4 protein-coding genes are annotated in these 5,382 nt (G+C 47.7%); 3 read left to right on the forward strand and 1 reads right to left on the reverse strand.

Features of this window, described 5'->3' with window-relative positions:
• Positions 1–73: 73 nt before the first annotated feature.
• The gene (locus tag F7D20_RS11650; RefSeq protein ID WP_194253562.1) at positions 74–934 is read right to left on the reverse strand and encodes an AraC family transcriptional regulator; all 861 of its coding nucleotides are present in this window, start codon (positions 932–934) and stop codon (positions 74–76) included.
• Between the two features lie 156 nt (positions 935–1,090).
• Here F7D20_RS11650 and F7D20_RS11655 point away from each other — a divergent pair, with 156 nt between their 5' ends.
• The 3 genes from F7D20_RS11655 to F7D20_RS11665 are packed head-to-tail and all read left to right on the forward strand — an operon-like array spanning position 1,091 to position 5,037.
• Positions 1,091–2,425, forward strand: a complete 1,335-nt coding sequence (locus F7D20_RS11655) for a TolC family protein (protein WP_158464185.1) — start codon at positions 1,091–1,093, stop codon at positions 2,423–2,425.
• Between the two features lie 33 nt (positions 2,426–2,458).
• Positions 2,459–3,499 (forward strand): HlyD family secretion protein, encoded by a 1,041-nt coding sequence (locus tag F7D20_RS11660; RefSeq protein ID WP_158464186.1) that lies wholly within the window; start codon positions 2,459–2,461, stop codon positions 3,497–3,499.
• The gene (locus F7D20_RS11665; RefSeq protein WP_158464187.1) at positions 3,499–5,037 is read left to right on the forward strand and encodes a hypothetical protein; all 1,539 of its coding nucleotides are present in this window, start codon (positions 3,499–3,501) and stop codon (positions 5,035–5,037) included. The genes F7D20_RS11660 and F7D20_RS11665 overlap by 1 nt, the downstream gene beginning before the upstream one ends.
• Positions 5,038–5,382: the final 345 nt, after the last annotated feature.

A 5,382-nucleotide genomic window follows, 5' to 3' on the forward strand; every position in this document is an offset into this window, starting at 1 on the left:
TGCCCTGGGCTAAGAGCTTTTGGGCCTTCAGCCCGTACATAAACCACTTGCGAAACTTGAGTTAGAAGTCTGTTCAGTCTTCCTGCTGGTTGGTTTTGTCGGCTGTCTGTTCTCTAATCTGTTGTGGTGTCTTTCCTGTATGTTTTTTAAAGTAGCGGCAGAAGAAACTTGAGTCAGAGAAATGATATTCCCATGCTATTTCCTTGATGCTTTGTTGACTGCGATGCAACTGCATCTTGATTTGCAGTATGACATACTGGTCGATGATGGTCTTTGGGGTGTGTCCCGTCACCTGTCGCACGATGTTGGTGAGATATTTGGGCGTAATGTTCATCAGGTCGGCATAATAATTGACATCCCTTGATGCCTTGTAGTCTCTTTCCATCAGGTGCATGAAATGGTTGAAGAGTTCTCTTACACGATAAGACTTGATTTCATCGGGGCGATATTGTGGATTTCGTAGCAGGTATTCGTTGAATCCTATGAAGAAAGCTTTCAGCTGACATAGCACCAACTGCGTAAGGCAGGTGCATGCTGCTTGGTCGAAGTACACCCTGAGCAGGGCAAACATGTGGTTGATGATATTGGTGACGATAGGAGAGTCCTGTCTGCAGCGGTCCTCGCGCAAGGCTGAATAGACAGTTTGCTCTAACTGCAGACTTGCCTCACGCAGCAAGGAGGCGTTGTATTTCAGCATTTCCACCTCGAAGTCGTTCCCGTTATCCTTGGTCAGCAACACCACATCATTTGGGAAAATCGTTATCACAGCTCCTTCGTGCATTTCCCATTCCTTGAAGTTTACTTTCAGTCTTGCCTTTCCTTTTCGGCAAATCAGTATGCCGCCATAGGTGATTACCTGTGGTTCAAAGGTCCATTCGTCAAGTGTGGTAATGAAAAGTCGGGCTTCCTGTCGGCTGTCTAATTCATTAATCATCGGTTTTGTTCTCTTTTTGTTTGCAAAGATACGTATTTTATGAGAGATATGAGAAGAATTGTTCCCTAAAAGTCCATCCGTAGGGTGATATTTAAAACAGTCGTTCGCTGAAAACTCTGTACCTTTGCACCCAGATTTATAAAAGGTAAAATTCTGATGACAAAACAATTCATGTTTGTAGGCCTCCTTTTGCTGGGAGGCTGTTTGTGGGCGCATGCCCAGACAGACGGTTCGGGACGTATTGATCAAAGTGTTCCCATGACTGTAGGTCAGCTTTTCGAAAAGGTAGAGGATAACAGCAAGAGTCTGCGTGCCCAGAAGACGGGCGTAGCTGCAGCCGGTTTGGGTGTAGAGGCAGCCCGGAGCAAGCGCCTTCCTGATATTGATGCTTCGCTGTCGTTCAGTTATTTGGGTAACGTACTGATGACCGATCGTGATTTCTCCGATGTTCATGGACTTCATTCTCCGCATTATGGCAACAGCTTTGCCGTTGATGCCCAGCAGGTGGTTTATGCCGGTGGAGCCATCGATGCTGGCATTCGTCTTGCCGAATTGGGCAAGCAGCAGGCAGAAGTGGGCGTAAAACTTACTCGCCAGCAAGAACGTTTCATGGCGTTGGGGCAGTATTTAGACCTTTGCAAGATAGACAACCGTATCAAGGTGTACGAGAAAAATATCGAACTCACCGAACAGCTCATCGCTGATATCAAGGCTAAACAGAAGGAGGGAATGGCGCTGAAGAACGACATTACCCGCTATGAGTTGCAGATGCAGTCGCTCAGGCTGGGTCTTACGTCGCTTCGTAACAATCGCAGTATTCTGAACTATCAGCTTTGCAACACTTTGGGCTTGCCAGTATCGCAGACCATTGTTCCCGATGCAACCATAGCCGACAAGACCTATGCCCAGGATGGAGAAGGTTATTGGCAGGCAGAAAGTGCGATGAATTCCCCTATTTTGGAGCAGAGCGTGCTGAACATACAGACAGCCAAGGCCAAGGAGAAACTTGCCAAGAGTGAACTCTTGCCCAAGGTGGCTTTTGTGGCAGCCAATCATTTTGACGGGCCTATCACCTTCGAACTTCCTCCCGTCGACAAGAATCTCAATGTATGGTACGTGGGCGTAGGGGTGAAGTATAGCCTTAGTTCGTTGTTCAAGAGCAACAAGCGCGTGAAGCAGGCTGCTGTGGAGACTCGTCAGATGCAGCAAACTCGTGACGTGCAGGCGGAACAGCTCAACAACAGGGTGCAGGCTGCCTATGTGCAGTATCAGCAAACCTATGTTGAGTTGGCAACCCAACAGAAGAGCGTGGAGCTGGCTTCGCAGAACTACGATGTGATCAATGCACGTTATCTCAGCCAGTTGGCGCTTGTTACCGATATGGTGGATGCTTCCAATCTCAAGCTCAATGCCGAGTTGCTGGAGGTGGATGCCCGTATCAATATCGTATATGCCTACTATCGTCTGCAATATGTTGCAGGTAAAATCTAACTTTTCATACAACACTTCATATTTTTAATAGTAATGAACAAGAAAATAATCAAGAGAATATATAATGTAGTGGTTGTGCTCTTCCTGGTAGGAGCTGTGGTCTGGTGTTTCAGTCATTTCGTGCATGGAGTCGATGTGGAGTATACCGATGATGCCCAGGTGTGTCGTCATATAACCCCCATCAATACCCGTGTGCCAGGATTTATCAAGGAGATCCGTTTTACCGATTTCCAGCATGTGCACAAGGGAGATACGCTTGTCATCATCGAGGATGCAGAATTTCGTTTGCAGGTGGCACAGGCAGAGGCAGGTCTTCGCGGTTCAAAGTCGGGCTCATCGGTGGTTACGGCAAGCATGGGTACTACGGTCAGCAATGTGCAGACTGCGTCGGCCGGTATTGAAGAGGCACGTGTGGACATGCTGAATGCCAAAAAGGATTTCGACCGCTTTGCGGCTTTGATGAAGAAAGATGCTGTTACGCGTCAGCAATACGACAATGCCTATGCCCGATACTTGGGAGCCAAGGCACGCTATGAACAGGCCAACAGCCGTCGCCAGAGTGCTGCCTCGGTACGTAATGTGCAGACCCATCAGTTGGGTAGCTCGCGTGCAGGTGAGAGCGTGGCTGAAGCCCAGCTCAATCTTGCCCGTCTCAATCTTTCCTATACTGTCATTGTGGCTACCTGTGATGGTGTGATGGGCAGAAAAGACATTCATGTAGGGCAGTTGGTACAGCCCGGACAGATGTTGGCACGCATCGTAGATGATGATGACGTATGGGTGGTAGCCAACTATCGTGAGACGCAGATGGATGGCATCGAAGTAGGCAAAACTGTCGATTTCACCGCTGATGCCATACCGGGAGTCGTCTTTCATGGCAAGGTGGAGGCTTTGTCGGCAGCGGCAGGTTCAGCCTATTCGATGATTCCTGTCGATAATGCCACGGGCAACTTTGTAAAGGTGGAGCAGCGTGTGCCCGTGCGTATCGCTCTCGACAAGGATAACGACCCCAAGCAGGTGGCTTTGCTCCGTGCGGGATTAAATGTAGAAACTAAAGTGAAGAAATCATTATAATGCCAGGACCTCCAATGCTTCAGGGACCTTTCAGGGTTCCTTCTTTCAATGGCTACGTGCCTCGCAGGTTGCAGCCATGGATATATTTGCTCTTTGCCTTTGTCTTCCTCATGTCGGGAGGCATTTATGGCGGAGCCATGTTGCAGGTGATGGGAGAGTACAGCCTGATGCGTGTGGATGTGCTCATGATTGTCATGTTCAATGTGGTGGGCGTGGCTATGCCCTTTCCTTTCCTCTTTAGGTTGAAGTTCCGCTTTACCAATCGCAGGCTTCTGCTCAATGCAGCTTTGATGGTGGCAGCGTGCAACTTCCTCATCATGTTTACCGACTCGGTGCCAGTGATGTGTGTCTTGGCCTATATCGCGGGGTTCTTCAAACTCTGTGGTTGTTTTGAATGTATGTCTACCATTCAGTTGTGGATGACCTCGAAACGCGACTTTACTATTTTCTTCCCCTTGCTTTACTGTCTGGTGCTGGGAAATATGTCGCTTTCACCGTGGATAACTGAGCATCTTATCTATATTTATCAGGACTGGCGCATCATCAACTGGACGATGACCGGTGCCTTGCTATGTGTGGCACTTGTGGTGTATGTCACCACTCACGACTTTCGTTTCATGAAGCCTCTGCCGTTTATCAGCATCGATTACTTGGGTTGTCTGTTATGGTCGGCATGGATGTTGGAGTTTATCTTCTTTTTCAATTATGGAGAACACTACAACTGGTTCGACAGCGATATCCTGCGCATGGATGTGTTGCTGTTTGTCGTGACGGGCTACTTCTGTATTCAGCGTATGCGCCACATCCGTCATCCCTATATAGCTCCCGAGGCTTGGAAGTACAAGCGGCTTGTGCCCCTGCTTATCCTCTTTGCTTTCGTCGAGTTGATGGGTAGTACTCCCAAGGTGCTGCAGACTGCTTTTACGGGTGGAGTTTTACATTTTGGAACCTTCACCACCAATGTGCTCAACTTTGTAGAGTGGATGGGAGCCATCGCAGGCTGTCTTTTCTGCCTGTTCTGGTGCAAGGTGCTTCGACAGAAGTATACACGTCTTCTCACTTTGGGAGTTATGGCTATGGTGTGCTATCCTGTCATGATGTATTTCCTCATCGACCCGGGATTGCCCCTGCAGGCACTTTATCTGCCTACTTTCCTGCGTTCGTTTGGTAATGCCATCTTCTTCTGTATGCTCACCATTTATCTTGAGGAGCTGATGCCCTTCCAGCATTTCTTTATGGGACTTACCATGGCAGGCATCATACGCAATGGTCCTGTGTCGGCCATGTGCTCGGGTCTGTACAGTTTTGGTATTCGGCATCAGATGACAGACAATATGGCTCGTGGCTTACCTTACGATGCCTCCAACTTGTTGATGATCAGCATACGCCAGCTGTACGGCATTACTTGTCTCATTGGCATAGCTGTGTTGCTCGTGTTTCTGCTTTGGGATATCCAGCCAGTACGCAGTACACTCAAGAAGATGCCTGCCTGGAATTTCGTGGGCAAGTTGGTGAAAAAGAGTATGAAGGAAGGATAGATTTCTTCTTAGAGAACTTAAAAAGATGTTGCCAATAGACTTAAAATGTTTTTGTCTACTGATAAAAAAGTTTTTTGTCTATTGATAATTCTCCGTTCAAAGACTTTGAATGTGCGTTCAGAGCCTTTGAATGTGCGTTCAGAGCCTTTGAATGTCCGTTCAAAGCCTTTGAACGGAGAATTTGTAGTAGTTTGACGATTTTTTTTCAATAGTGATATACGAAATTTGCGGTAAAAACGCAGCAAAATATCAGAATGTTTGCTGTGTTTTTACCGCAAAATGTTTCGACCTGTACGGTTGAAATTACCCAATACGCCCTGAAAGGGCAGAAGCTCTTAGCCCAGG

Source organism: Segatella copri, assembly GCF_009495355.1.
GTDB lineage: Bacteria > Bacteroidota > Bacteroidia > Bacteroidales > Bacteroidaceae > Prevotella.

Bases quoted from the DNA above. Each gene is read 5' to 3' on its own strand.
- F7D20_RS11650 (WP_194253562.1), bottom strand. From the start codon at position 934: ATGATTAATGAATTAGACAGCCGACAGGAAGCCCGACTTTTCATTACC.
- F7D20_RS11655 (WP_158464185.1), top strand. From the start codon at position 1,091: ATGACAAAACAATTCATGTTTGTAGGCCTCCTTTTGCTGGGAGGCTGT.
- F7D20_RS11660 (WP_158464186.1), top strand. From the start codon at position 2,459: ATGAACAAGAAAATAATCAAGAGAATATATAATGTAGTGGTTGTGCTC.
- F7D20_RS11665 (WP_158464187.1), top strand. From the start codon at position 3,499: ATGCCAGGACCTCCAATGCTTCAGGGACCTTTCAGGGTTCCTTCTTTC.